This window comes from Pseudomonas sp. C8002 (genome assembly GCF_013385765.1).
Lineage (GTDB): Bacteria > Pseudomonadota > Gammaproteobacteria > Pseudomonadales > Pseudomonadaceae > Aquipseudomonas.
Genome location: NZ_JACAPJ010000007.1, coordinates 358214 through 384381, shown reverse-complemented (window position 1 = coordinate 384381; position 26168 = coordinate 358214). Strand labels below are relative to the sequence as shown.

Here is a 26168-nt window from a genome sequence, read left to right as displayed (position 1 = left end):
CATGTCGATTCTCGAAGCTTCAACAGCACCGGTGCAGTTGCGCAATGTGGTGCGCCAGTTCGGCCAGCAGCGGGTCATCGACGGCCTGGACCTGGATATCGCCCCGGGGGAGTTCGTTGCGTTGCTGGGCGCCAGCGGGTCCGGCAAGACCACTTTGCTGCGCAGCCTCGCGGGCCTGGACAGCATCGACAGCGGCCAGTTGCGCGTGCCCAAGGCCCGGGCGGCGGTGTTCCAGGAGCCGCGCCTGATGCCGTGGAAGCGCGCCTGGAAAAACGTGATTCTCGGCCTGCGGGTTCCCGACGCCAAGGCCCGTGCGGTGCAGGCGTTGACGGAAGTCGGGCTGGCCCATCGGCTGGAGGCGTACCCGGCGACCCTCTCCGGCGGCGAGGCCCAGCGCGTGGCATTGGCCCGCGGCCTGGTGCGCGAGCCCAAGCTGCTGTTGCTCGACGAACCGTTCGCCGCGCTGGATGCGCTGACCCGCATCAAGATGCATCGCCTGATCATCGAACTCTGGCGCAAACACACGCCGGCCGTGTTGCTGGTGACCCACGACGTCGACGAAGCGATCCTGCTGGCCGACCGCGTGATCGTACTGGCGGAGGGCAAGATTGCCGAGCAACTGCGCATCGACCTGCCCCGTGCACGGGATACCGGCCAGGACGGTTTCCAGGCGATTCGCGCGCGCTTGCTGAGCCTGTTGGGGGTTGAAGTGGACGCCCCGGCCGCCCAGCCTGCGAACGCCAGCGTCAGGCGGTTTGCCCATGGTTGAATTCAGAACCCTTTGCCTGTTGGCGGCTGCACTGCTGATGGGCGGCTGCGACAAAGCCGCTGAAGCGCCGAAGTCTGCATCGGATCTGTCGGGTGTGACCCTGATCCTCGGTGACCAGGCCAAGGGCTTGCGTACGGTGGTGGAGGCCGCCCACGCCCTGGATGGCATCGACTACAAGGTCCAGTGGGCCAACTTCCAGGGCGCCGCGCCGCTGTTCGAGGCCTTGCGCGCCGGCGCCGTGGACCTCGGCCCGGCCGGGGATACACCGGTGCTGGCGGCTGCCACCGGAGGCACGCCGCTGCGTATCGTTGCGGTGCGCCGCAGTCAGGCGCGCAGCATTGCGATCCTGGTGCCGCCCGATTCACCGATCCACAGCGTGGCCGATCTGAAAGGACGCAATGTGGTGGTGTCGTCGGCCCGTGGGAGCATTTCCCAGTACCTGCTGATCCGCGCCCTGGCGAATGCCGGCGTGGATGAAAAGGACGTCAACGTCGGCTTCGTGCTGCCCACCGATGCATTACCTGCGTTCAACGCCGGCAAGATCGAAGCCTGGGCGACCTTCGGGGTGTACCAGGCGTTCGCCGAACAGCAGGGCGCGCGGGTGCTGATCAGCGGGGAGGGCATCAATACCGGCCTGACGTTTATTACCGCGTCCGATGAAGTGCTCAGCGACCCGCTCAAGCGCCAGGCGTTGCGTGACGTTTTGCAGCGGTTCGCCAAGGCTTTTGAATGGGCGCAGCAGAACCCCGAGGAATACGCACGGGTGTTTGCCACGGTCAACGATATTCCGCTCAAGGTTTCACAGTTGCTGCGCACATGGGGTGATGAGTCGCTGCTGCCGGTAGAGGAGCGGGATGTGCAGGCGTTGCAGCAGGTGGATGATTTGTTTGTGGAAAAGAAGATTTTCCCGCACCGGGTAGAGGTGCGGAAACTGACGGATACCGAGGTGTTTTCGCCGCAATCGCTGGCTGGCGCGCCCTGAAGTCGTTGTGTTTTGCCCGGACCTGAGGTCTCATGGGTCCGGGAAAAACTTGCGGGTAGGGAACAGCACTTGATACGGGAAGAACTGGCGCAATATGGCGGTATCACCGTCATGATTCCGGCCGCAGTGGTGATCGCCGTCTGGCTCTGGTATTCCCGGCCCCAGGCGGTCAAGTGGTGGCTGATGACCATCGCCTGCACCTATTCCATCGTGGCGTTCAGCAAGTTGCTGTTCAAGGGCTGGGGCGTGGCGCTCCAGCAGCTGGATATTGCGGTGCTCAGCGGTCACGCCATGAATACGTCGTTGATGGTGCCCGTGGCGATGAGCCTGGTGGCGCGCCGGGTCAACCCCGAGTGGCGCTGGCCCGCAGCTATCGCCGGGATGTTGATCGCCGGCTGGTTCAGTGCCTATTGCGTGGCACCCTATATTCACCCACTCAACGAAGCACTGGCCGGTGGCTTTTTGGGCGGCATGGCGGCACTGGCGTTTCTATGGCGCCTTGAGGTGGTTGAAGTGCGGGTTTCCCCATCGTTGATCGGGGGGGGAATGGTGATCCTGTTGTTAAGTGCGATGGCACCCAAGTACAACGCCGAGAAGCTGCTCAACCATGTGGCAGTGGCCGTATCAGGTGCCGACCAGGCCCATCAGGAGCCTTCCTGGCGGGCCTCTTCCATGCAGTTGAACGCCGAGTAAGTGGCCAGGTCCAGGGCCAGGTTACTTTCCACCAGCAGCTCCAGCAGCACCGTCTGGCAATTGAAGCGTCGGGCATCGCCACGGCGCTGCGAACGCTTCATCTGCTTGAACAGCGTGTCGGTTATGTCCTGCGGTGAGTTGCCGCGCAACTGATCCAGCCAGTGGGACATGATCCGGGTGTTGCGCGCATATTGCTCCGCCGGCAGTTGTTCGTGCGGTGCCAGGCCCACGAAACCTTCAAACGTGTTCGTCAGCCTTTTCAAGGCGTAGGCCCGTTTCAGATCCTCATAAATGCTCATGGCCGCTCCTCGGTGCAGGAAATATTCGCCAATAGTTCGGCCGTCTTCATTTGCATCAGGTGGCTGTCGCCGCGGCTCTCCACGCACAGGCAGATGGACAGGGGATTGCTCACCTGCAACTTGAAGCGCCAGTCGGCAAACACCATTGAAAGCCCGGTACAGGATTCGTCACTGTCCAGGGAATGGCCGGCGTATAACACCTGCATGCGTTCTACAACGGTGGTTGAACTATTAACCTTGACGTGAATGTTTCCCGAAGAAGGAAACAGGCCGATACGCTCTACCAATAGCTTTGAACTTTTCATGGCCGTCCCTCGCTGTTAATTCACGTATTACTTTATTCTCAAGAGGTGAAAAAGTAAGCGGATGTTATTTTTAGTCTGTTATTAAGTTGAATGTTATTTCTTGTCTGTTCAGCGCCGCTATCAGTCACTTCTTTGCACTCGGCTGATTTCTGCCAATGGCAAGTTGATGCGTTGTTCCCGTTGCAGGAAGTTCATCAGCAACACCACCCGTTCCTCACCGTCCATGGCCAGGAAGACCGCTTCAAGTTCGGCAAACGGCCCTTCATTGATGCGCACGCTTTCGCCGGGCTGCAACAGGGCGCTCACCACGGCCTGGTGGTCGCGCTCCTGGAGTTCGTCCACCAGCGTGTCGCTGATGGGCAACGGGTGCGCGCCGAATGCCACCACCCGCGACACACCGCGGGTCGAGCGCAGTGAGCTCCAGCTGTCCTGCTGGCTCATTTGAATAAACAGATAACCGGGAAACAACGATTCACGGGTGGTCCTGCGCTGGCCCTTCAACAGCCGTTCGCGTTTATAGGTAGACCGGAAGCAGGTATAGCCCTGGCGCTGGAGGTGCTCTTCGGCGCGCTCGTCCTGCCGGGATTTGCACTGGACCAGGTACCAGGCTTTGTTGGCATTTGCGCTCATGGGCGTTCCTCTTCCTATATAAGGCGATACATGACAAGGCTGTAATTTAAAGCCGATGGGAGTGACGAAGTAATGAATGTTATAAATTGTCGGTTTGAAGGCGGGGGTTGTTATTTTTCGTCCGGAGATAATTTTGGGGGAAATAAGGGTTACGTGTTAATAAATACTGCCGTGAAGTAATAAAGTTGAAGAGGTTGCTTCATGGGGTAATGGATGGCCCGGGGATAGTGCCTTGTTTAAAAGAGTGTTGATTGTCTGTATTGGCAATATTTGCCGTAGTCCCACCGCGGAAAGTCTTTTGCGTGGCGCACTCCCGTGCTCCGATATCAAGATCAGTTCTGCAGGTATTGCCGCGTTGGTCGGCAAGCCGATTGAAACCACCGCCCGTGCGGTACTCGAAGCCCACGGTCATCCGGCCGACAAGCACCAGGCCACCCAGTTGGCGCCACAGGCGATCAGTGAAGCCGACCTGATCCTGGTCATGGAACGACAGCACATCAATGCCGTACTCAGCATGGCGCCCGAGGCACGAGGCAAGGTCTTGCTGCTGGGCAAATGGCAAAACGAGCGAGAGATCAGCGACCCGTACCGTCAAGGCAAGGCCGCGTTTGTGCACGCTTATGCGTTGATCGAAGAAGCTGTAAACGCATGGGCGCAGCGTCTTGCACGCTGATCGCCACTACTTTTTGAATCGAAATAAAGGCTAAGAATCCGACTTATGCAGCAAACGCCAGCAGTCACCGTACAGGAAGACGATAACGGGGAGATTGATCTCCTCGGTCTGTTTGGAACACTGATCGACCATAAATGGCTGATCGCTGCGGTGACCGGTGCCTTTATGGTCACTGGCGCCGCCTATGCGGTGCTGGCAACCCCGGTCTACCAGGCGAATGCCCTGCTGCAGGTCGAAGCGAAAAAGAACGACTTGCTGGGCTTCTCGGACATCGGCGGGATGCTGGGCAAGGAGTCGCCGTCGGCCACCGAGATCGAGCTGATCCAGTCCCGCTACGTGATTGGCAAAACCGTCGACAACCTGAAACTCGATATCGTCGTACAGCCAATGTACTTCCCGGTGGTGGGTGAGTTCCTGGCGCGCCGCTTCCAGAAGGCCAACCCCGGTGCAATCGCCGAGCCGCTGCTGGGCCTGGACAGCTTCGCCTGGGGCGGCGAGTCGCTGAAGATCTTCAAGCTGGACCTGCCCGACGGGCAATTGGGCAAGAAGCTGACCCTGACCGTGGGTGAAAACGCGCACTACACCCTGGTGGATGAAGATGACCAGGTGCTGGCGGCCGGCGAGGCCGGGCAGCCGTTCGAGCAAAATGGCGTGGCATTCCAGATTGAAGAACTGCGCGCCAAGCCCGGCACGCGTTTCCGGGTGATCCGCAATGCGCGACTGACCAGCATCCTCGACTATCAGGAAAACCTGGATGTGGTCGAGCGAGGGAAGGAGTCGGGCATGATCGGCCTGGCGCTGGAAAGCACCGAGCCGGACCAGGCGATCAAAATCCTCAATCAGATCGCGGCGATCTACGTGCGGCAGAACGTGGAGCGCACCTCGGCTGAGGCGGCGCAAAGCCTGGCGTTTCTCAAGGAGCAACTGCCGGAGGTCAAGAAGGACCTGGAAAAAGCCGGGAAGGCCTTGAATGAATACCAGACCCGCAGCAAGTCGGTGGACATCACCCTGGAAACCAAGGCGATTCTCGACCAGATCGTGGGCCTCGATACCAGCATCTCCGAGCTGAAGCTGCAACAGGCCGAGATGGACCGCAAGTTCACCCGCCAGCATCCCGCGTATCGCGCATTGCTGACTCAGATCGGCGAGCTGACCAGCAAGCAGCAGAGCCTGGCGAGCCGGGTCGAGAGCCTGCCTTCCACCCAGCAGGAGCTGCTGAGCCTCACCCGGGATGTCGAGGTCGGCACGGCCATTTACACCCAGTTGCTCAACAAGTCCCAGGAACTCGATGTGATGCGCGCGGGCACCGTGGGCAACGTGCGCCTGATCGACACCGCAGACGTCAATTTCTTCAAGCCGATCAAGCCGAAAAAGATCCTCATCGTGCTGATCGCGACGCTGCTGGGCGGCTTCCTGGCGGTGACGCTGGTGCTGCTGCGCAAGGCGCTGAACCGTGGCCTGGAAAGCCCCGAGGCCATCGAGCAACTGGGCTTGCCGGTGTACGCGTCGATTCCGTACAGCACGCTGCAAAAGGTCGAAGAAGACAAAATCACCCGCGGGCGTGGGCGTGCCGATGCCGGTTCTTCATTGCTGGCCATCAGTCACCCCACGGACCTGGCAGTGGAGGCCTTGCGCAGTTTGCGCACCAGTTTGCACTTCGCGATGCTCGAGGCGCCGAATAACCGGATCATGATTTCCGGCCCCAGCCCCGAGGTGGGTAAAACCTTTGTCTCGGTGAACCTGGCGGCGGTCATCGCGCAAACCGGGCAGCGCGTGTTGTTGATTGACGTGGATATGCGACGGGGCTACCTGCACAAAGTGCTGGGTGTGCCGGCCAAGGATGGGCTTTCCGACATCCTCTCCAATCAATGCACCCTTGAATCCGCCATCCACAAAACCGGCATTGAAAACCTCGACATCATCAGCCGCGGGCAAATACCGCCGAATCCTTCCGAACTGCTGATGCACCGCAACCTGACCGAACTGTTGGCGCAGGTCAGCGAACGGTATGACCTGGTGATTCTGGATACGCCACCGCTCTTGGCCGTGACCGACGCAGCCATCGTGGGACGGCAATCGGGGACCAACCTGATCGTCACCCGCTATGGCTTGAACCCGGCAAAAGAGATCGAGCACACCATGCGCCGATTTGCCCAGAACGGCATCGTGCTCAGGGGCGCGATCTTCAACGGCGTTGAAAAGAAAGCGTCGGCCAAATATGGCTACGGCAACTACGGGTATTACCAGTACGAGTACCAGGCTGATCGGAGCTGATTCACCACTGTAATTGCAGGATAGAGGTCACGTTTTCAGGAAATGAACGAAAAATCCTGGGGCGGTAGCGTGCCAAATTCAAATCAGCATAAAGAATACCCAGCCATGTTTTACCTGTTATCCCTTATCGCGCTGTCAGCGGGTTTGCTCGCGGCGAAAAATCCAAAATACTCAATCGTAGTGTTCGGGATAATGCTGGCTGTTATTCCCACGGGTAACTCCTACAGCGAAATAATCTCGCTCAAGGGTATCTACTTCTTTGACTTTTATATCGTGGGCGGGCTGGGCGCACTGCTGATCCGGCAGGTGGCTACACAGAAGAAGCAATTGACGGTACCGGGCGGCCTGCTTTTTGGTTGCGGGCTGTATGTGGTGTTACTCGCCTGCGGCCTGCTGGAGTCCTCGAACAAGTACCTGTTGAAGGATGTTCGGCCTTTTATAATGATCCTGTCATTTATCGTGCTCTCGAACATCGCGACCCTTGCCGCAAAAACGCTGATGTTGCAGACAGTGCTCCTGCTATTGATCGCGATGACCGCCTTCAATGTACTGGACATTGCCTGGTTACGCTTGGGCTTGTACAAGTTTCAAGACGTCTACTATGAAGAAAACGCCTACCGCTACCTGGACGGCGGTACGTACGCCGCCGTGGCCTATCTGATTTATTACTTCATAGACCCACGGCTGTTCGAACACAGGAAAAAGCTCGCAAGCATTTGCCTGGCCACTTCATTCATCTGTTTGTTCATTGCCAACTCTCGCTTCATCTTTGTCTCGGTGTTTGCGGCGATCATCATCCACCAATACACCCGGCCGGCCCGCATGATAGGCGTTGCCCTGGCCGGGGCGGTGGTGCTGATGGCGTTCATTGGCATCAGCAATATGATCGGGGCTGATCGAATCAATGATGGTTTGTCGTCCGAAGGCATGGCCGCCCAATTGGCCACGCGCTTCAGCCCGGCGCTGGAGTTGATCCGCGGCATGAACCCGCTGCATTACTTTGTGGGACTGGGCGCGGGCACGCCGTTCGAGATTCCCTGGTTCGAGTACCGTGGCCTCGATGACAAGAACTCGAATATCGACAGTGCCTACCTAACCTACTTCGTTAAGTACGGGCTGATCGGCGTGTACTTGCTGTACGTGTTCATTACCTCGATTACCCAGCACATGAACAGCCGGGTGGCGGTTTCGATCGCCATCTTTCTGGGGGTGATGTTCGTTGTCTCGGCCACGCCTTATCAGCCGTACGCCATCGGTATCGCGTATGGCGCGATTGTGCTGCGGGTCTGTTCCGAACACACCGCCAGGCAACGCAAAAAGATCCTCAAGCCTGACCAGCCGCTGATAACCACACCCTTGCAGGTGAATGCCGGATGAACAGCACACTGTTGAAAAAGTTCGTGTCCAGTACGGCATGGAGTTTCGTTTCTGCCGTGGCCACCAAAGTGTCGGTGGTCATCACCGGCATCCTGGTTGCCCGGGTATTGGGTGCGCAATCGTTTGGCGAGTATGGTTTGATCCAGAGCGCGATTGTGATGCTTGCCAACGTCGCCGCCCAAGCCACCACCACGGCGACGGCCAAGCATATCGGGCAGTTCAAGGAGACCTGTCCCGAGAAGACCGGCAGGGGCATCGCGCTGACGCTGCTGTTCTCGGTTGTGTTCAGCGGGATGATCATCGGGACAGCGCTGTTTTTCCCGCACTTTTTCTCCAGCGTTATCCTGGGGGCAGACAGCCTCAGCGCTGCATCGCTGATCGTATTGAGCACCATCACGTTGATTATCCTGTCGGGATGGACCCAGGGCTGCCTGACCGGTTGGGGCCAATACCGGACAATCGCGACCATCAACGGAATCATTGCGATTGTCGCGATTCCGGCGACGTACTTCCTGACCCTGCAGTTGCGACTCAACGGTGCGCTGCTGGGCTTGGCCGGTTCTCAATTGCTGATCGTGTTCTTCAGCGCACTGGCCTGCTGGAAGACATTGAAGGCCCGAAATACCACGCTGAGTTTCAAAGGCGCAATGACTGAAAAGCACGCAGTGCTGTCGGTTGGCCTGCCGGTATTGCTGACGGGGTTGATGGTCGCCCCGATGAACTGGTTCGCCAACAAGTTGCTGGCGGAAACAACTAACGGCCTTGCCGCATTGGGCATGTACGCCGCCGCGATGCAATGGAACGCGATCTTTTCCCATGTTTCCGTGGTGTTGGGCTCTGTGCTGGTGCCGATGCTGGCCGCCGCGCTGGGCGGTAAAAGCCGCAAGTTGGACGCCTTGAACTTTCTGTCGGGCTGGCTGGTGGTGTTGGTGATCATACAGCCGGTGATCATGTTCCCCGAGTTGCTGGCCAAACTGTATGGCAGCAGTTTCCTGGGGCGGGATTTTGAAGTGACATTAGTCCTGGTAATCCTGGGTTCGCTGCTCAGTGCATTCAAGTCCGGTATTTCAAGAAAGATGATCGTGATGAACCTGGCCTGGTTCAGTGTGATGAGTAACATTCTATGGGGAGTGTTATTCATTGCCGGAGCACTGTGGCTTCGGGAAGAAGGTGCAATCGGGATTGCCAAGGCATTTATCGGCTCGCAGTTTATTCACTTCCTGCTGGGACTGCCGTATTTCGTCTACAAGAAGATATTACCTCTGGAGTTGCTCGTATCTCCCAGGATCCTGATCTTGTGGACATTGCCTTTCATCAGTTTCATATCAAGCGCCTACGTCGAAAGTGTGCTGTATCGATTAATGATCATGGCGCTGATATTTATCTACATTCTCGCAACAACGTTTGCCTTGAATGCCGTGTTTAATGACCCCGTGGAAAATGGAAGCCCAGCATGAATGTCAGCAAAGTATATATCCGGGGGGCATACGGTCCTGGTAATTTGGGTGATGACGTATTAATGCTATGCGTGATCAATATTCTGAAAAAACGCTTTAAGGAATCGGATATAGCGGTGGGTGTCGATCATCCGCAGATCGCCAGGAACTTCAACCCGCGTATCAAGTGGCTGCACATCAAGGAGCCGGTCAAGGCTGACCTGGTGGTGTTGGGCGGTGGGGGCCAGTTCTTCTCGTTTATCCCACCGGCCAAAGAGGCGACTGCCAACAAGGGCATCGTGGCGAAGCTGTGCAAGAGCATCAAGGCGCAGACCGACCTGAAGTCCACGCTTCTGCGTTTGTATGTCGGGTTGCGCGGTGGTGTCGACAGGATCTATTTCCACCGGCGCCTGGCAGCGTTCTGTATTGGCCTGGGCCCCTTCGATGGCGGCGGCAAGCTGCTGACCCGCGCCGTCAGCGTGATCAATCGCTGTGACTACATTTCCGTGCGGGACGGTACCAGCCAGCAGCATTGCAAGGCCTTCGGAAAGTCCGACGTCGAGGTGTACACCGACCCCAGCCTGCTTTCCGACCTGTGGATCTCCAGCAAAGACCTGGAGGTCGGCAGCCTCAAGAAGGGCAAGTACCTGTCCTTCATCCTGCGCGACTGGCCCCATGACGCGAACGGGCAACAGTTCATCAAGGCGATGGTCCAGGCCGCGGATGAGCTCGCCAAGCGTGGCGAGCAGGTACGCCTGGTCTCGCTGTACAAGGAACGTGACCAGCACCTGATCGACAAGTACCACAGGTTCGAATGGTTGTGCTGGGACGCGGCGGGCGATACGCCCGAAACCTTCATGGCGAAACTGATCGTCGAGTCCGACGTGATCATCAGCGCCCGTGCACACGGTGTACTGCTGCCGGCTTCCCTGGGCTTTCCCACCATCGCGGTTGAAATCGAAAACAAGCTGAAAAAAGTCCATGAAATGCTGCCGCAGGGCACCCGGCTGGTCAGCACCCCAGACCCTGAGGTGATCAAGGCCACCATCAGCGAATTCCGGCAATCCAAGGCGCAAATGGCCGAGCACCTCAAGCAGGAGATCGCCCAGCGTTCTTCCCTTGCACAAAAAGCGGTCGACGACTTTTTGAAATGGGTCGATGAAAAATAAAGTGGAGGGGCAACCGACGTGAAAAAGACAGCCTCGACGCTACTCATTGTGGCGTTCGCCCTGCAGGTGGCTGCCAGCGGCGCATCTGAGTTGAACGACCGTTGCGAGCCAGGCATCAAGAACATCTACCCGTCACTGCCGGACGTTTCGCAGATGGCCGACGGGCCCCAGGCGCAAAGCAGCATAAAGGGCAGGGCCAATCTGACGAACAAGGCCTACAGCCAAAAGATCAAGGACATTGCCGTGCATTTTCCGGCCGGCTCCTATGACCCGGGTTCGATGGTGCGGCTTGGGTTGCCCTACGGCGGCATTGAATTCAAATCCCCATTGCCGCAACCGGGCAGGGAATGCCTGGTACTGACCTATGAGTTGAAGTTCGACAGGAATTTCGACTTTGTAAAAGGCGGCAAGCTCCCGGGCCTCTACGGTGGCACCGGCAATACGGGCGGCAAGATACCGAACGGCCATGACGGCTTTTCCACGCGCTACATCTGGAAAGAAAAGGGCGCCGGCGCCATTTACGCGTATTTGCCCACCAGTAAAACCTGGGGCACGGCAGTCGGGTTGGGTTCCTGGATCTTTACGGTGGGGCAATGGCACAGGTTGGAGCAACTGGTGAAGTTGAATACGCCGGGGCAGGCCGACGGTGTGATTTCCATTTGGTACGACAACCAGCTGGTGCACTCGGAAACCGGGCTGACGTTTAGAGACACGCCGGAGATCACCATCGACGGCTTGCTGTTTTCGACGTTCTTCGGTGGCAATAACCCGTCTTTCGCCACGCCGGTGAGTACCAATATCCGCTTCAGGAATTTTGTGATGAGTTCACAGCGCGTAACGGATACTTCAGGGCAGGGCGAGTAGATGAAGAACCTGAAACTGAACATCAAGAAGGCCGCTGTTGCGCTGTTCAATACGCTGCTCAGCCTGGCGTTGTTTTTCAATCTGCGACGCGCGTTGCTCCGGGCAACCGGATGCCGGGTGGGCGCCCGGACCACGATTCACCGCAACGTGGTGTTTTTCTCCTTCGGCAACTTCTCGGTCGGGAAAAACTGCACGGTCAATTACGACTGCTACCTGGATAACCGGGCGGGCATCCGCATCGGCGACAACGTCAATATTTCCCATAACACCCGGGTTTATACGCTGGGCCACGATATTGATGACCCCATGAGTTGCCTGGTGGGGAAGCCGGTGTTGATTGAAGACAATGCCTGGATCTTTCCCAATGTGATGGTAATGCCAGGCGTCACCATCGGAACAGGCGCGGTTGTTTATCCGGGCAGTGTGGTCACGCGCAACGTTGCAGCGTATTCGATCGTGGGTGGCAATCCGGCCAAACATATCCGCTTCAGAAACAACACCATTCGATACAACGCCGACTTTCCGATCTGGTTTGCAGTGTAAGCAATCTCACTGGCCCCACCTTTATTTATGCAGGACTCTGACGTGAAATCATTAATGATTGCATGGATTGGCTATCAACGACGCGCCGATACCATGAAGCAATACTGGGCGTATGACATTCTGCATCTGCCCAACCAGTTCAAGAAGAAATCCGCGCGGCCGCTGGATTACTTGATCAAGTCGTTTAAAACCCTGAAGACCCTGTTGGCCGGTTCGCCTGACGTGCTGTGGGTGCAGTTGCCGCCGAGCCCGGTATTGCATATAGCACTGGCCTACAAGTTTATATTCAACTGGCGGCTGAAGATTATCGCCGATGCCCACAACAGCCTGTTGCGCAAACAATGGATAGGCTTTCCGGGCACGGTAGCGCTGTTGAATAGAATCGATGCTGTCGTCGTTCATAATTTTAAAGTCAAAGAAGAGTTGGCCGGCCTGGGCGTCAAGGACACCAATATCTTTATCCTGGAAGACTTGCCGTGTGACTTTCACGCGGCGCCCGCCAGTGAGCGCGAGACACCCTATGTACTGTTTCCGTGCTCGTTTGATATCGATGAACCGATCGAGATCGTGATCAACGCCGCCCGGGAAATGCCCGGTGTCGACTTCCTGATCACCGGCAAGCATCAGGGCAAGCTCTCCGAGGAGCTCGTGGCGTCACTCCCCGAGAACATCAAGCTGACCGGCTTCCTCAGCAAGGCGACCTTTGAACAGCTGCTGTGCCACGCGAATGTGGTGCTCGGCCTGACCACCCGCGACAACGTCCAACTGAGCGTGGCCAACGAAGCGGTCAGCGCCGGCAGGCCGATGGCGCTTTCGAATACCACGGTACTGCGCTCGTTGTTTTCCGAGGCGGCGGTGTTTGTCGACACCCTGGACCCGCTGTCCATCAAGGCCGGCGTCGCGCAGCTCATCGCCAATCAAGAAACCTATAAAGAGAAATCGGCCTTGCTCAAAGCCAAGCGAATAACCCGCTGGAAAGGCCAGGCCCAACTGTTAAGAACTGCCGCCACTATTTAATGATGTCTATTACACCTGACAGGAAGGGAACCGTCATGAGTCAATCAAGTGATGTTTTATTGATTTGTTCTGGAGGTGGGCACTGGGTACAAATGAGCAAGTTGCTGCCTGCCTTCGACGGTCAAAAAGTTACCATCGCCACCGTGGATATCAGCATTGGCTCGCAGTATCCAACCCATGCCTTCGCGCAAGTCCCGGACTTTAATCGCAGTGAACCGTTGAAGATCATCAAGGGCTTTTGCCAGATCTTTGCGATCGTTTACCGCAGCAAGGCCAGGTACGTGATCTCCACCGGGGCGGCACCGGGGTTGCTGGGGCTGGTCGCGGGAAAACTGATGGGCAAAAAGACCCTGTGGATCGACAGCATTGCCAATCCCAAGAAGCTCTCGTTGTCCGGCAGGATCGCTGTGTATTTTGTCGATGAGTTGCTGACCCAGTGGCCCACGCTGTCGCAAAACAGCCGGGCCCAATATAAAGGGAGGATTGTATAAATGATATTTTGCAGCGTTGGCACTCAAGCACCCTTTGAAAGAATGCTCGGCTACTTGCATGAGTGGAGTCATGCAAACCCGCAGGTCCCGATTGTTGCCCAGGTGGGCAATAACGAAAATGACCTGGGGCGCATTACGGCTTACAAGACCATCGCCGAGCCGCTGTTTTCCAAAAACTTCAATGCGTCAAAGGTGATTGTTTCCCATGCGGGCATGGGCAATATCATTCGCTCCCTTGAACTGGGCAAACCGATTGTTATTGTCCCGCGCGACAGTCGGCGCGGTGAACACATCAATAATCACCAGTACGACACCGCCGAAAACTTTTCAGACCTTCCCTCTGTGTTTATCGCCCATGATAAAGATGCGTTCTTTTCGGCGATTGATTCGGCGCTTAACTACAGCAGTGCCGAAAGTTCACTGGACTTTACCGAAAGGGACCGCTTGATCAGTTATGTGAAGTCATTCACTTCTTAAGTTTCGGCTGTTTGTCAATCCGCTCTTATTGCCTTTAATCATCGAGTAATCGTTATGATCCCAGTTATATTGTCTGGCGGTTCAGGCACGCGCCTGTGGCCGCTTTCAAGAGCGCTTAAACCAAAGCAGTTTATTGCGCTGCACGGTGACTTGAGTTTGTTTCAAGCCACCTTGGATCGCATCAAGAACCTGTCGATAGAGGGCGAGACCGTCAGCCCGCCGATCATTGTGTGCAACGAAGAACACCGTTTCATCGTGGCCGAGCAAAGTCGATCACTGGACGTGATCCCGCAGAAAATCCTCCTTGAGCCGACCGCCCGCAACACCGCCCCGGCGATTGCGGCGGCAACCCTGTCGGCGCTGGCGGATGGGGACGATCCGATCCTGCTGGTGCTGGCGGCGGACCATGTGATCGGCGATACCCAAGCGTTTAATGCGGCCTTGACGCTGGCCAAGGTGGAAGTCAACAAAGGCAAGATCGTCACCTTCGGGGTTGTGCCCACCAAGCCGGAGACCGGCTACGGCTATATCCGTACTCAAGCGGCTGCGGTGGACGGCGCCGCGCATGTCGATGCCTTCGTGGAAAAGCCCGACCTGGCGACCGCGCAAGGCTACCTGGAACAAGGCAACTACTTCTGGAACAGCGGCATGTTCATGTTCCGCGCCTCGGTGATGAAGGCCGAGCTGGAGCGCCTGAGCCCGGAGATCATGGTGGCCGCAGAACTGTCCCTCTCCAACGCGGCCCATGACCAGGATTTCACCCGGCTCAGCCAGGTGGATTTTGTGAACGCGCCCAACGTGTCGATCGATTACGCGGTGATGGAAAAGACCGACATCGCGTCGGTGGTCATCCTCGATTCGCCGTGGAGCGACCTGGGTGCCTGGGACTCAGTGTGGGAAGCGGGCCTCAAGGATCAGAACCAGAACTGCACCCAGGGCGACGTGCTGCTGCAGGACGTCACCAACAGCTATGTGCATGCCAGCCACCGCCTGGTCACGGTTGCAGGGATCAATGATGTGGTGGTCGTCGAGACCGCCGACGCGATTTTGGTGACCACCAAGGACCACGCGCAAGACGTCAAGAAAATAGTCGCGCAGCTGACTGAAAAGCACCGGATCGAGAGCACCAGCCACCGCGAAGTCTATCGGCCGTGGGGCAAATATGACTCGGTGGACCAGGGCTATCGGTACCAGGTGAAGCGGATCACGGTGAAGCCGGGGCACAAGCTGTCGGTGCAACTGCACCACCACCGGGCCGAGCACTGGATCGTGGTGTCCGGCACCGCGAATGTGCAAATCGCCGACAAGCAAGTGCTGCTGACCGAAAACCAGTCCACCTACATCCCGATTGGCGTTGTGCACTCCCTCGAAAACCCGGGGCGAATCCCGCTGGAGCTGATTGAAGTCCAATCGGGTTCGTACCTGGGCGAGGACGACATCATCCGCTTTGAAGACCGCTATGGCCGCCTCGAGCTTGTTTAAAGGAAGATTGAAATGAATGTAACTGTATTTGGAATCGGCTATGTGGGTCTGGTGCAGGCAGCGGTGCTGGCCGACGCGGGGCATGAGGTGTGTTGTGTCGACGTGGACGCGACTAAAGTCGAGAACCTCAAGGCCGGCATTATTCCGATCTTTGAGCCCGGGCTGAGTGCGCTCGTCCAGAAGAACCATGATGCCGGACGCTTGCACTTCACCACCGACGCCGCGCAAGGCGTGCGGCATGGAGAGGTGCAGTTCATCGCCGTGGGCACCCCGCCTGATGACGATGGCAGCGCCGACATCAAGTACGTGCTCTCCGTTGCCGCGACTATTGCGCTCAACATGACCGAGCCGAAGATTATCGTCAACAAGTCCACGGTGCCGGTGGGGACGGCGGACAAGGTCCGGGCGAAGGTGTCCGAGGTGTTGACGTCGCGGGGGCTTGAGGTGGAGTTCCACGTGATCTCGAACCCCGAGTTCCTCAAGGAAGGTTCGGCGGTCGCCGACTGCACCCGGCCCGACCGGATCATCATCGGCAGCGACAGCAGTTACGCCGTGGACCGCATGCGGGAGCTGTATGAACCCTTCAACCGCAACCACGAAAAGATCATCACGATGGACATCAGGAGTGCCGAGCTGACCAAGTACGCGGCCAACTGCCTGCTGGCCACCAAGATTTCCTTCATGAATGAAATGGCCAATTTCGCCGAACGCTTGGGCGCCGACATTGAGGCGGTTCGTAAAGGCATTGGCTCCGATCCACGGATCGGCTACGACTTTATCTACCCAGGCTGCGGTTATGGCGGTTCGTGCTTCCCGAAAGATGTGCAGGCGCTGGAGCGCACCGCGTCGTCGATCGGCTATCAGGCAACGCTGTTGTCTGCCGTCGAGGAAGTCAACAAGCGCCAGAAGCAGCACCTGTTCGGGCATATTCACCACCACTTCGGCGGCCAGCTGGAGGGCAAGACCTTCGCCATCTGGGGCCTGGCCTTCAAGCCCAATACGGATGACATGCGCGAAGCCTCGAGCCGCGTGTTGATCGAACAACTGCGCAGCGTGGGTGCCCGGGTCCAGGCATTCGACCCCGAAGCGATGGCCGAGACCCAGCGCATTTACGGGATGAACGAAGACCTGTTGCTGATGGGCACCAAGGAAGCGGCGTTGCAAGGTGCCGATGCGCTGGTGATCGTGACCGAATGGCGGGAGTTCAAGGCCCCGGACCTGGACTTGATAAAAGAAAAACTGAGCACGCCGGTGATCTTTGACGGCCGCAATATATTTGATCCGCAGCGTATGAAAGCCAATGGTTTCGAGTATTACGGTATTGGTCGCGGGTTATCGGTACGCCCCGTTGTTTAATCCTGACGATTATTAACATTGGTGGTTTGAGCTATCCACAAGTGAGATGATTTCGAGGAGGTTAAGTGCGTGATCCAACAGGATCTTTGCGCAGTTTGCATAGCCTGTTTATCTCCGTTCCATCACTACGCCCTTATTGCATTATTTGATAAGGGGTAAATATCGAGAAGGAGTCTGATATGAGGAAAATACTGTTGGCCGGCGTGCTGGCCTTTAGCAGTACTGCGGCATTGGCGGCAGGTGAAATCGCGAGCGAGGCCTTGAGCGATGCGGCCGGCGCGAGCGAGCCCCTGTCGTTGAGCACCCCGCTCGTGGGCGGCGTGACGCTCGGTGAAACCGTCGGGGTCGGTACCGCGGTAGTCGGCGCTGCGGCGGCGGCTTCCAACTCGGGCGGCAGTTCCAATGGCGGTACTTCCGGCACCGGCGGCACCACCGGTACAGGCGGTACCACCGGTACCAACTAATAACCCGCAATGTGTGTTGTTCAAGATCACCCGGAACTTCTGGGTGATCTTTTTTAGACTCGCCCTCGACTAGCGTAGTGCCATTATGATTCGTAGGTTACCTGTTCTTTTGCTGGCAAGTTTCAGCTTGCACGGCTGCATGTTTTCGCCTGGTCAACATATGGACACCAGTCAAATGTCCAGTGAGGGTTCTTCCGAAAGTACTCGGGTAGAGTTGATTCCCATCACCCCCAAATTGATTGCCATGGATGCCGCCACGCATGTTCGTGAATCGGTGCCGGCAGAACTGTTGTCTTATGTGCCCGGTGGCTATCGCGTCGGTGCCAATGACCTGTTGTTCATCACGGTTTGGGACCATCCCGAGTTGACGGCACCGTCCGGGCCGCAACAGCAGATCGACGCCAACGGGCGCCTGGTTCGCCCCGATGGCACGTTGTTTTATCCGTATATCGGCAACGTCCCGGTGGCCGGCAAGACCATCGAAGAGCTGCGGGCCTTTATCGCCGGGCGCTTGTCGCAATTTATTGAAAGCCCACAGGTCGACGTCAGCGTCCTGCGGTTTGCCAGCCAGACAGTGGTGGTGACCGGGGCGGTGATCAAGGCCGGGCAACAGCCGATCACCACCACGCCATTGAGCGCCGTCGAGGCCATTGGCGCTGCCGGTGTCGACCCCACGAATGCCGACCTCTCGAGCCTGACCCTGACGCGCGATGGCCGTGAGTACACGCTTGACCTGGACAGCCTCAATCGCCAGGGCTCGCAACTGCAGGGCATCTACCTCAAGGGCGGCGACCGGTTGTACCTGCCCTATAACGACCAGAAACGTGTCTACCTGATGGGCGAAGTCAATCAGCCCCGGGCCCTGAGCTTCAAGGGCAAGTCGATCAACCTGACCGATGCCCTGGGTACCGTAGGCGGCTTGAACCAGACCACTTCCAATGGCAATGCGGTCTATGTGATTCGCGGCGTGGACAACCTGGAAGCCGAACCGGCCAAGGTGTTCCAGCTCGATGCCCAATCACCTTCCGCGCTGGTGCTGGCCACCCGGTTCGACTTGCAACCCCAGGACATCGTGTACGTCGGGCCGGCCGGCGTGACGCGCTGGAACCGCCTGATCAGCCAGTTGCTGCCGACGGCCAGTGCCATTGGGATTGGTGCCCGATCGGCCAATGACCTCAGTGAAGTCAACAGCAGATAAGGCGTTATCCCGTGGTGAAAATGTTGCCTACCAGCGCCTGCCTGTCGATGGCGCTCTTGTTGTGCGGGTGTAACCCGTTGATGAGGGCGTCGTGGTACACCCTCGAAACCTCTGTGACGGGCCCGGCCCCGATCAACGTGACCCGCGCCCAGGTCGACGCGGTGCCATACCCGCAGATCCTGGTGACCACCGCCGTCAGCGAGGGCGTGATGGCCATGGCCCGGCGCCGGGGTGACCTGCAGTTCTGGGTCGCTTCCGGCAAGCAAGTGGTGATGATGCGTGACGGCCTGGTGGTACGCGCTGTCGGGCTGGGTGTTTCCCTGGATGGCACGCGTTTCAGTGGCGAATCGCCGTTCAAGCGCGGGCTCCAGCATCTGCCCGACGGCTACACCGGCACACGCTGGATCGACCTCTACGACGGCAACCGAATCGGTATCGCGGTCAACAGCCGTTTCAGCAGCCACGGTATCGAGACCCTCCGCATTCTGGACAAGGATTACGCCTTGCTGCGCATCGACGAGCAGGTGGACGTTCCCACCTTGAATTTCCGCGCCACCAACCATTATTGGGTCGACCCGCAGGATGGTTTCATCTGGCGCAGCGAGCAGCATTTGACGCCCCGGTTGGCCCTGAAAATCGTGCAGTTGCGTCCCGACCGGGAGGCAGCCCGATGAAGTGTTCGAAGCTTTTATGGCTGGGCCTGTTGCTGATCGGCCCCGGCACTGGCCAGGCGGCCGTTACAGTCAGTGGCGATGTGCGCAGCCCTGGCGCCTTCGAGGTCAAGCCGGGTGCGCGTTTGCTGGACGTTATTCGTGTGGCCCAACCCAATGCAGAAAGCTACTGGTTGGGCGCCGCGTGGCTGCACCAGTCGTTGGTGAGCACGCAGGAACGCTTGAAGGCAGGGGTTTTGTTCGATCTGAAACTGCTGCAACGAGGGGCCTTGCTGGATGACCGTGGCTCCCGGGCGGACTTGAGTGCGCGTCTGTATCGACAGGTCGAACAGTTGCCGGTCACCGGCCGCCAGGTGCAAGTGCTGGACCCGATCGCCGTGGAGACGGGGTTCGCGCGCAACGCATTGCTGGATGACGGGGACCGGCTGGTCTACCCCGTGAGGCCGTCCACCGTGCAAGTGCTCGGGGCGGTCGCGCAGTCCTGTGATGTGCCGTACCGGGCCATGCGCGAGGTGCGGGATTATGTTGGCGACTGCACGGTCCTCGATGACGCCGAGCGCGATGACCTGTGGCTGATCCAGCCCGACGGCCAGGTACGGCGCGTGGGCGTGGCGGCGTGGAATCGCGAGGACGGCGTGGTGGCGGCCCCCGGCAGCAGGATCCTGGTGCCGATCCGCAGCGACGACCTTGAGACGCCGACCCCTGATCTCAACCAACAACTGGCCGAGTTTTTCGCCACTCAACCGTTGGCTGAGGTGAACCCTTGAATTTACGTTTTGCGGCTGTACTGCTGTTGCCTTGCGGGTTGGCTCACGGTGACCCCCGTTACACCCAAAATGATTTCGGCGGCGTGGGCCTGCTACAGACCCCCACCGCACGCATGGCCCCGGCGGGAGAGTTGAGCGCCAACGCCAACCGCACCGATCCCTACTCGCGCTACAGTTTTTCCCTGCAACCGTTTGATTGGCTGGAGGGTTCGTTTCGTTATACCGCCATCAGCAACCGCAGGTACGGCGCCGAGGCGTTGAGCGCAAGCCAGAGCTTCAAGGACAAGGCCATCGACTTCAAGGCGCGGCTCTGGGAGGAAAGCCGGTGGGCACCGCAGGTGGCTTTCGGTGCCCGGGACATCGGCGGTACCGGGCTGTTTTCCAGCGAATATTTTGTCGCCAACAAGCGCCACGGCAACCTGGATTTCAGCCTCGGCATCGCCTGGGGCTACCTGGGAAACCGAGGCGACTTCGGCAACCCGCTGTCGGTGTTCGGCAGCAAATTCAACGACCGGCCCAAGAGCACTGCGGTCGTCGCCAGGGCAGGGGACGTGAACTCCAACGCCTATTTCAGGGGCCGCCCTTCGTTGTTCGGCGGGATCGCCTATCAAACGCCCTGGGAACCCCTGAGCCTGAAACTCGAATACGAGGGCAATGACTACAAGCACGAGCCGTTGGACAACCCGATCAAGCAGGACTCGCCGGTAAACATTGGCGTGGTCTATAAGCTGGCTGACAGCGTCGACCTGAGTGCGGCCTGGGAACGCGGGAATACCGCGATGTTCGGCATCACCCTGCACACCAACTTTGTCAGCCGCAAGGCACCGGTCAAGACCTATGACCCGCCCGCCGAACCGTTGCCGGCGCGCATGCCCACCACCCCGGCCGACCAGGTCAACTGGGCCAACGTCGCCGACAGGCTGCAGCAGAATGCCGGCTACAAGGTGGAGCGCATTGCCCGGCGCGGCTCGGAATTGATGGTGTATGGCGAGCAGCAACGCTACTTCTATTCAGCCAAGGCCGTGGGACGCGCCAGCCGGATTCTCGACAACAGCGCCAATCAGGATATCGACTGGTTCACCCTGGTGAACAAGCGCTATGACATGCCCATCGAAGAAACCAGCGTGCCCCGTGACACCTTCTGGGCCGTGGTGAACAACCAGCAACCGTTGACGGACCTGCACCGTAATACCGAGGTCAATCCGGCGATTGCCCATCGGGAAACCACGCTCTACAGCAGACAATCCGAGCCGTTCAACTATGGCCTTGGCCTGGGTTACAAACAGAACATCGGTGGCCCCGACGGCTTGCTTTATCAGTTCACTGCCGACGCCGACGCGGAGTACCGTTTTACCCGCAATACCTGGTGGAGCGGCTTGCTCAGCGCCAACCTGCTGAACAACTACGACAAGTTCACCTACGACGCACCCAGCGGGTTGCCGCGAGTACGCACCGACCTGCGCCAATACATGACCACGTCCGATGTGACGATGCCGAACTTCCAGGTCAACCATGCGCAGCGCCTGGACCGCGACCTGTATGGCATGGTCTACGGCGGCTACCTGGAGTCCATGTACGCCGGGGTGGGCGGCGAGGTGTTGTTCCGGCCGGCGGGCAAGCACTGGTCAGTGGGCGCAGACCTGAACTTCGTGCGCCAGCGTGATTTCAACCAGGGCTTCGGCCTGCGGGATTACCAGACCATCACCGGCCATGTCACCAGCTATACCGAGCTGCCCTATGACACCCTGGCCGCCGTCAGTGTGGGGCGTTACCTGGCGCGGGACTGGGGCACCACCGTCGACATCTCGCGCCAGTTCAAGAACGGCGTGAAGTTTGGTGGCTGGGTGACGCTGACCACCGCCTCGAAGGAAGAATATGGCGAAGGCAGCTTCGACAAGGGTATCTATATTTCCGTCCCCTTCGACGAATTGATGAGCACCTCGACGATGCGTCGGGCCAACGTCGTATGGGCGCCACTGACCCGTGACGGCGGCGCACGCCTGAACCGCGGCTATTCGCTGCAGACCATGACTGACGGGCGTGACAGCGAGTTGTTCTATAACAACTTCGAGAAGATCACTGAGTGACGGTGCGGCATCTGCCGACCAGGTTGTCGACTGCCCGGCGTTGAATGCGCCGGGCAGTCGCCACGCCGAACGCTACAGCGCCAGGTGCAATGCCGGCGCGCAACACTTGCCTGACTTTCCTCTTTGATGACTATGCGAATGGCCCGGGCCCGGGCGTTGCTGTGGGCGCTATCGTTGCGCCTTGCGGGGAGTGGTGGCGGGGAGGGCGCAAAGCGCGCCTGGTGCCCCGCGCCGCCGATGCAGCGGCACGGGGAAGGGCGGGGTCAGTAGATGTCTTTGGACAGCAGGGTAAACGGCGTCTTGAACAGGATCTTGATGTCCAGCCACAGCGACCAGTTGTTGATATAGCGCAGGTCGATATCGACGCGTTGCTGCATCTTCTCCAGGGTCTCGGTTTCACCCCGGCAGCCATTGACCTGCGCCAGGCCGGTGATGCCGGGCTTGATGCGATGCCGCGCCATGTACGCGCGAATCTTGCCCGAGTAGTAGTCATTGTGGGCGACGGCATGCGGGCGTGGGCCGACCAGTGCCATATGCCCTTGCAGCACGTTGAACAGCTGGGGCAGCTCGTCGATGGAGGTGCGGCGGATAAAGCGCCCTACGGGGGTAATGCGTGAGTCGTTGCGGCTCGCCTGGCGCACTTCGTGGTCGTCATGCACGCGCATCGAGCGGAACTTCCAGACCTTGATCACCTCGCCGTTCCAGCCGTGACGATCCTGCTTGAAAATTACCGGGCCGGGAGAGGTAAGTTTGATCAGCAGGGCGAACAGCAGCAGCAACGGGCTGAGCAGGATGATCGCCAACAGGGCCAGGCTCTTGTCCAGCAGCGACTTGCTCAGTGCTGCGGTCGGCCGGCTGGTCAGCGGGCTTTCATTGAGGAAGATCGCGGGTAATCCATCCACCTCGGCCACGCTGTGGTTGAGCAGCAGCATGTTGTTGAGGTCGGGCACCCAGATCACGTCCACGCTGATCTCCAGCAGGTTGAGGTACAGCGCCTCGATGTGGGTCGCTTCCTGGAGAGAGTGAGTGATGTACAGGCGGCGGATACCGTGCTGGCGGATCAGCGCGGGAAGATCGGGCAAGTCACCGAGGATCTGAGGCTGGGTGCCGGCCTGGGGGGAGGTGGTGCGGGGACCTACGAGACCGACCAGAGGGGAGCGTTTTTGCCTGGCGAGAGTATTGGCCAAGTCGGTTGCAAGTTTTCCTGTACCAATAATCAGCGATTTCTGGCGCTCATGTAGTTGCCGGTGGTAGTACCTGGATAGACTGTGAATGGGAATGTAGCAAAGGGCTAGTATTGGATAGCTGACAGCGGCCCAGAGTAGCAGGATCTCGAAGGGAAACAGCGAACTGGCATTACAGGCTATGCCGACCGCGAACAATATGCCCAGGGTCAATAACCAGCCGGTGAATAATCGTCCCAGCCCAACAAAAAAGTCATCTTTTTTGCTATAGACGTCACATAACATGTAGGCCGGTATAGAGGCCAGTATTGTAATGGCTGCCAATATCCGGTAGTGGGATTCCAATTGCCCGGTCTTGAAAAGTACCAGTGAAAACAAAAGTACAACGACCACACTGAGGGCAATTGCCCACTGTCCCCAAAAGGTCAGGCCTTTGGGTGTAAGGTTACGATGCATTCTTCTGTTGTTAAGCATACTTCTGCTCCCTGTGGTATCCACTCACGTGCTGGCAGGTTAAAGCGAGGCGTGGTTTTAATGACTATCAAATGGCAGGCGCACGCGTAGGCGTGCGTATTGATAGTAATAAATGGCAGGGAGCAATGGCTGACGACTTATAACGCGGTCATGTTGTTATAAAATGGCAGATAGAAAGGCGTTCTAATAGGCAGGGTGAATTGTAATTTTTATGAAATAATTATTGTTCTGTGACGTTTGCGCGACTGCTCAGCGGGCTCTTTATTTTTTGTGTCAGGCAGTAGCCACGGTTACGCACCGCGCGGAACAGGCGTTCGCCATCATTCACGCGCTTGAACTTGTCCTGCAATCGGCTAAGGCACATTTCAAGCCCGCGATAGAGGTCGGGCTCACGTCCGATGTTGCGGATAAGTTCTTCCTTGCTGACCACACGTTCTTCATGGTTCAACATTTTCTTGATCAATGCCGACTCAATAGTGGTCAAGGAAATGCGTAGCCCACCTTTCACCAGCGCACGATCTTGCTGGGTAAGTAGCCAGACATCGGGGCCGCGTAATGCAGAGGATGAGTTAACTGTTTCCGCGGTGGTGTTATTCAGGTCCGTGTGTGTGACGTCTGATTTTAGAGCCGTGATGCTAGGTTTTTTTGATGCGTCGTAAAGTTGTCGGGTCAGCCGATTACTGGCTTCGTAAAGTCTTTTGGCGGCGACATAGTTACTGAGCCACAGATTGAAATTCTGCTCTTTGGTAACGGCGTAGGAACTGGTCGAAGCGTCCGATGTTTTTTCCACGGTTTCGATCAGCGGCCCGCTGTCGACGTCGTAATGTAAAAATGCCACATTTGGCGTGAAATCGTGCAGTGCGATTGACGGGTACGTCGATGTAAATGTGTGTTTCTTGAGAGAACTCATGGCATTCACCGATTCCAGGAAAGTACGGGGGTTCATAAACTATCAGCAGGGGAGAAGTAGGGGCCCTGAAAATAGTCAAAAGGCAAGCGTCTGGCGAGAAGTGCGCTGTCGGCGTGCTCGACGTTGTCGGCGATGAAGGAGACCCGGGTGGTGCTCATCAGCCCCAGCATCTGGTCGTAAAGCCGGTCGAACAGGCCCGAGCGGGTGTTCAGACTGAGCCTGAGGGCCGAGTCTGGAAAAGGCATTTTTATATAGTCATAAAGACTCAAGTCGATCAGCAGGTCGGTGTTTTTTGTATTTAATGTGTAATTGTTATAGGCAAGCTTCAGGTTGCTCTGGTCTTTCAGGCTATACAGTTGACGGATCATGCTCCGGCGTTCCAGCGGGCCCGGAAGGGTGTCCAGTGTGTTTTCAACGCTGACAATGAGTTGTTGTCTGTTTTTTTCCAGCGTGTGTGAAGTATCGATAATTTCCTTGAGCAGGTCCTCATTCATCAACAGCGATTGCTCAACTCGGAAAAACTTGTGGAGGCCCGGGCTTTTATCCGCGCGCAAACGTTTACTTGTGCGGGCAAATGAACTCGGCCTGGCATGTTGCAGGGCTTCGCTGTAGGCGTCTTTAAGTTGTTCGGAATAAAACGGGCAGGCGTCATCACGCGGGCTGTCGAGCGCAGGCTCGGCGTGGACGCGGATCTCACTGCCCCACAGCGTGCAACTTCGTTCAAGTATCGCTTGCCGCGAAAAGGTGAAGCAGGCTGACGCCTCACGTAATAAGGTTCCGCTATTCACGGTTCGACCGCTCCCTGACGGGGTGGATATGATTAACCGAAGCCAGCCCTCTGCTTAGTTTGTAGCCGTAACCGCGAATGCTCTGAATTATATTGCTTCCGTAATGTGATTTTATTTTGCCACGTAACCGGCTAATCGATTTTTCGAGGGCCCTTGAATCATAAAATCGGGGATTCAGCCCCATTACCACGGCGATTTCATCATGGCTGAGCAATCGATTATGAATGAGCGCTTCCAGTACTTTCATTTCGACAAAGGACACTTCGAGCTTTTTACCACCCCCGTAGATGCACATGCGATCCTGATCGAGTAGCAAATCAGTATTACTTAGCCAGTATGTCTCGCTGAGGAACGCGGCAAACAGGGCAAGTTTTTTCTCGGGCGAGCTCTCGACGACCTTTATGCAGTAATCGGCGCCTGCGAGATAATATTTGGTTTTGCTTAGTGTAGTGGCGAAGGTGACAACCAGGAAAATGGTGCTGCCAGGATTTTCCGATCTGGTTTTTTTAATGATGTCCAGCGTTTGGGTGCTGGCAGAGGGGGTGTCGATCTCTATGATGATGGCACGGTAATGTCCATGGCTTGCATAGGGACCGATTAGTTGGCCGTAGGAGCGTGTATCGACTTTTAGATTTTTCGGTACAGTACGAACTATAAGCTCGCTGAAGTCCTCGGATTTCGATGGGGTCCGTGCAATAGCGAGGACGTTGGAAAAATGCATCACGTTGCTCCCTTTTCCGGCATGCGAGGCCGTCAATTCAATCGCTGCAGGCGTTTAGATGTTAATC

General features: G+C 57.6%; 27 protein-coding genes. 20 read left to right on the top strand and 7 right to left on the bottom strand.

The genetic code is table 11. From position 1 onward, the window contains the following. Position 1: 1 nt before the first annotated feature. From HX814_RS13165 to HX814_RS13155, 3 genes are all read left to right on the top strand, one after another. Entirely contained in the window at positions 2-769 is a 768-nt protein-coding gene (locus HX814_RS13165; RefSeq protein WP_008435484.1) for an ABC transporter ATP-binding protein, read from the top strand. After that, positions 762-1751, top strand: coding sequence for an ABC transporter substrate-binding protein (locus tag HX814_RS13160; protein ID WP_008435483.1), 990 nt, complete (start codon positions 762-764; stop codon positions 1749-1751). Before HX814_RS13165 ends, HX814_RS13160 begins: the two co-directional genes overlap by 8 nt. Positions 1752-1820: 69 nt before the next feature. Further along, on the top strand, positions 1821-2444 hold the full coding sequence (locus HX814_RS13155) for a hypothetical protein (RefSeq protein WP_087694216.1): 624 nt from the start codon (positions 1821-1823) through the stop codon (positions 2442-2444). Here the strand turns inward: HX814_RS13155 and HX814_RS13150 are convergent. From HX814_RS13150 to rfaH, 3 genes are all read right to left on the bottom strand, one after another. Continuing rightward, positions 2396-2743 carry a hypothetical protein gene (locus HX814_RS13150; RefSeq protein ID WP_177008627.1) on the bottom strand — a complete coding sequence of 116 codons (348 nt, stop codon included), beginning with the start codon at positions 2741-2743 and terminating at the stop codon, positions 2396-2398. The two genes, HX814_RS13155 and HX814_RS13150, sit on opposite strands and share 49 nt — an antisense overlap. After that, a complete protein-coding gene (locus tag HX814_RS13145; RefSeq protein ID WP_023658750.1) occupies positions 2740-3048 on the bottom strand; it encodes a hypothetical protein in 309 nt (102 codons plus the stop codon). Before HX814_RS13145 ends, HX814_RS13150 begins: the two co-directional genes overlap by 4 nt. A 120-nt stretch (positions 3049-3168) precedes the next feature. Next, a complete protein-coding gene (gene rfaH / locus HX814_RS13140) occupies positions 3169-3678 on the bottom strand; it encodes a transcription/translation regulatory transformer protein RfaH (RefSeq protein WP_003211330.1) in 510 nt (169 codons plus the stop codon). A 232-nt stretch (positions 3679-3910) separates the two neighbouring features. Between rfaH and HX814_RS13135 the strand changes: the two genes are divergently transcribed. The 17 genes from HX814_RS13135 (at position 3911) to HX814_RS13055 (ending at position 22024) form a co-directional block, all read left to right on the top strand. After that, entirely contained in the window at positions 3911-4351 is a 441-nt protein-coding gene (locus tag HX814_RS13135) for a low molecular weight protein-tyrosine-phosphatase (protein WP_032899408.1), read from the top strand. 45 nt (positions 4352-4396) lie between these two features. Then, positions 4397-6625 carry a polysaccharide biosynthesis tyrosine autokinase gene (locus HX814_RS13130; protein WP_177008626.1) on the top strand — a complete coding sequence of 743 codons (2229 nt, stop codon included), beginning with the start codon at positions 4397-4399 and terminating at the stop codon, positions 6623-6625. 105 nt (positions 6626-6730) lie between these two features. Then, positions 6731-8002, top strand: coding sequence for a DUF6369 family protein (locus tag HX814_RS13125; RefSeq protein WP_177008701.1), 1272 nt, complete (start codon positions 6731-6733; stop codon positions 8000-8002). After that, entirely contained in the window at positions 7999-9459 is a 1461-nt protein-coding gene (locus HX814_RS13120; RefSeq protein ID WP_134326348.1) for an oligosaccharide flippase family protein, read from the top strand. Before HX814_RS13125 ends, HX814_RS13120 begins: the two co-directional genes overlap by 4 nt. After that, complete coding sequence (locus HX814_RS13115) at positions 9456-10607, top strand: polysaccharide pyruvyl transferase family protein (RefSeq protein WP_087694221.1); 1152 nt, start codon at positions 9456-9458, stop codon at positions 10605-10607. The genes HX814_RS13120 and HX814_RS13115 overlap by 4 nt, the downstream gene beginning before the upstream one ends. 18 nt (positions 10608-10625) lie before the next feature. Beyond that, positions 10626-11471, top strand: a complete 846-nt coding sequence (locus HX814_RS13110) for a polysaccharide lyase (RefSeq protein ID WP_256662413.1) — start codon at positions 10626-10628, stop codon at positions 11469-11471. Next, the gene (locus tag HX814_RS13105; protein WP_087694222.1) at positions 11472-12014 is read left to right on the top strand and encodes a DapH/DapD/GlmU-related protein; all 543 of its coding nucleotides are present in this window, start codon (positions 11472-11474) and stop codon (positions 12012-12014) included. It begins immediately after the preceding gene. A gap of 54 nt (positions 12015-12068) precedes the next feature. Continuing rightward, positions 12069-13031, top strand: coding sequence for a glycosyltransferase family 1 protein (locus tag HX814_RS13100; RefSeq protein ID WP_177008625.1), 963 nt, complete (start codon positions 12069-12071; stop codon positions 13029-13031). A gap of 35 nt (positions 13032-13066) precedes the next feature. After that, on the top strand, positions 13067-13522 hold the full coding sequence (locus tag HX814_RS13095; RefSeq protein ID WP_023658755.1) for a hypothetical protein: 456 nt from the start codon (positions 13067-13069) through the stop codon (positions 13520-13522). Then, on the top strand, positions 13523-13999 hold the full coding sequence (locus tag HX814_RS13090) for a glycosyltransferase (RefSeq protein WP_003211352.1): 477 nt from the start codon (positions 13523-13525) through the stop codon (positions 13997-13999). A gap of 54 nt (positions 14000-14053) precedes the next feature. After that, the gene (locus HX814_RS13085; protein WP_032899404.1) at positions 14054-15481 is read left to right on the top strand and encodes a mannose-1-phosphate guanylyltransferase/mannose-6-phosphate isomerase; all 1428 of its coding nucleotides are present in this window, start codon (positions 14054-14056) and stop codon (positions 15479-15481) included. A gap of 12 nt (positions 15482-15493) precedes the next feature. After that, positions 15494-16837, top strand: a complete 1344-nt coding sequence (locus tag HX814_RS13080; protein WP_003211357.1) for a UDP-glucose/GDP-mannose dehydrogenase family protein — start codon at positions 15494-15496, stop codon at positions 16835-16837. Positions 16838-17016: 179 nt separating this feature from the next. Beyond that, the gene (locus tag HX814_RS13075) at positions 17017-17301 is read left to right on the top strand and encodes a hypothetical protein (protein WP_102605791.1); all 285 of its coding nucleotides are present in this window, start codon (positions 17017-17019) and stop codon (positions 17299-17301) included. 85 nt (positions 17302-17386) lie between these two features. Beyond that, a complete protein-coding gene (locus HX814_RS13070) occupies positions 17387-18499 on the top strand; it encodes a polysaccharide export protein (protein ID WP_143495494.1) in 1113 nt (370 codons plus the stop codon). Positions 18500-18513: 14 nt separating this feature from the next. Next, positions 18514-19173 (top strand): YjbF family lipoprotein, encoded by a 660-nt coding sequence (locus tag HX814_RS13065; RefSeq protein ID WP_371315707.1) that lies wholly within the window; start codon positions 18514-18516, stop codon positions 19171-19173. After that, a complete protein-coding gene (locus HX814_RS13060; RefSeq protein WP_134326352.1) occupies positions 19170-19937 on the top strand; it encodes a capsule biosynthesis GfcC family protein in 768 nt (255 codons plus the stop codon). Before HX814_RS13065 ends, HX814_RS13060 begins: the two co-directional genes overlap by 4 nt. After that, entirely contained in the window at positions 19934-22024 is a 2091-nt protein-coding gene (locus HX814_RS13055) for a YjbH domain-containing protein (protein ID WP_177015421.1), read from the top strand. Before HX814_RS13060 ends, HX814_RS13055 begins: the two co-directional genes overlap by 4 nt. 263 nt (positions 22025-22287) lie before the next feature. Here HX814_RS13055 and HX814_RS13050 read toward each other — a convergent pair whose 3' ends face one another. The 4 genes from HX814_RS13050 to HX814_RS13035 form a co-directional block, all read right to left on the bottom strand. Further along, positions 22288-23682 carry an undecaprenyl-phosphate glucose phosphotransferase gene (locus HX814_RS13050; RefSeq protein ID WP_087694227.1) on the bottom strand — a complete coding sequence of 465 codons (1395 nt, stop codon included), beginning with the start codon at positions 23680-23682 and terminating at the stop codon, positions 22288-22290. 220 nt (positions 23683-23902) lie between these two features. After that, the gene (locus HX814_RS13045) at positions 23903-24592 is read right to left on the bottom strand and encodes a winged helix-turn-helix domain-containing protein (RefSeq protein WP_177008622.1); all 690 of its coding nucleotides are present in this window, start codon (positions 24590-24592) and stop codon (positions 23903-23905) included. A gap of 32 nt (positions 24593-24624) precedes the next feature. Then, on the bottom strand, positions 24625-25380 hold the full coding sequence (locus tag HX814_RS31315; RefSeq protein ID WP_008435428.1) for an EAL domain-containing protein: 756 nt from the start codon (positions 25378-25380) through the stop codon (positions 24625-24627). Next, on the bottom strand, positions 25373-26101 hold the full coding sequence (locus HX814_RS13035) for a winged helix-turn-helix domain-containing protein (RefSeq protein WP_003211381.1): 729 nt from the start codon (positions 26099-26101) through the stop codon (positions 25373-25375). The genes HX814_RS31315 and HX814_RS13035 overlap by 8 nt, the downstream gene beginning before the upstream one ends. Positions 26102-26168 lie beyond the last annotated feature (67 nt).